The sequence below is a fragment of the Mesorhizobium sp. M2D.F.Ca.ET.226.01.1.1 genome (assembly GCF_004022705.2).
Taxonomy (GTDB): domain Bacteria; phylum Pseudomonadota; class Alphaproteobacteria; order Rhizobiales; family Rhizobiaceae; genus Mesorhizobium.
Map to the genome: position 1 here is coordinate 1 of NZ_RZOY02000120.1, position 294 is coordinate 294.

Annotated in this window: 1 protein-coding gene; it reads left to right on the forward strand. The window is 68.0% G+C overall.

Annotated features, from left to right (window positions below):
* The coding region (locus EN869_RS34045; protein ID WP_145972072.1) for a S8 family serine peptidase at positions 1-294 on the forward strand (294 nt) is incomplete at both ends.

The following is a 294-nucleotide window of genomic DNA, read 5'->3' on the forward strand; positions in this document are numbered from 1 at the left end:
ATCATCTCGGTGGGGGCCGCGCTATGCAATGACGCCGGCGCCTTCGAAATCGCGCCCTTCTCCAATGTCGGGCCACGGCTGAGCGCGCCCGGCGTCGATATCGTCTCGGCGAAGATGGGAGGCGGCCTGGTGGCGATGAACGGCACCAGCATGGCATGCCCACATGTCGCCGGCCTTGCCGCGCTGTGGTGGCAGAATGAACGCGAAGGCGGCAATGCCGAAAGCGGATTCGCCGTGCGCGCCAACGTTGTCGCCGGCGCCAGGCCGGCAGGGTTCGCCGAGGGTGTTCCGGTG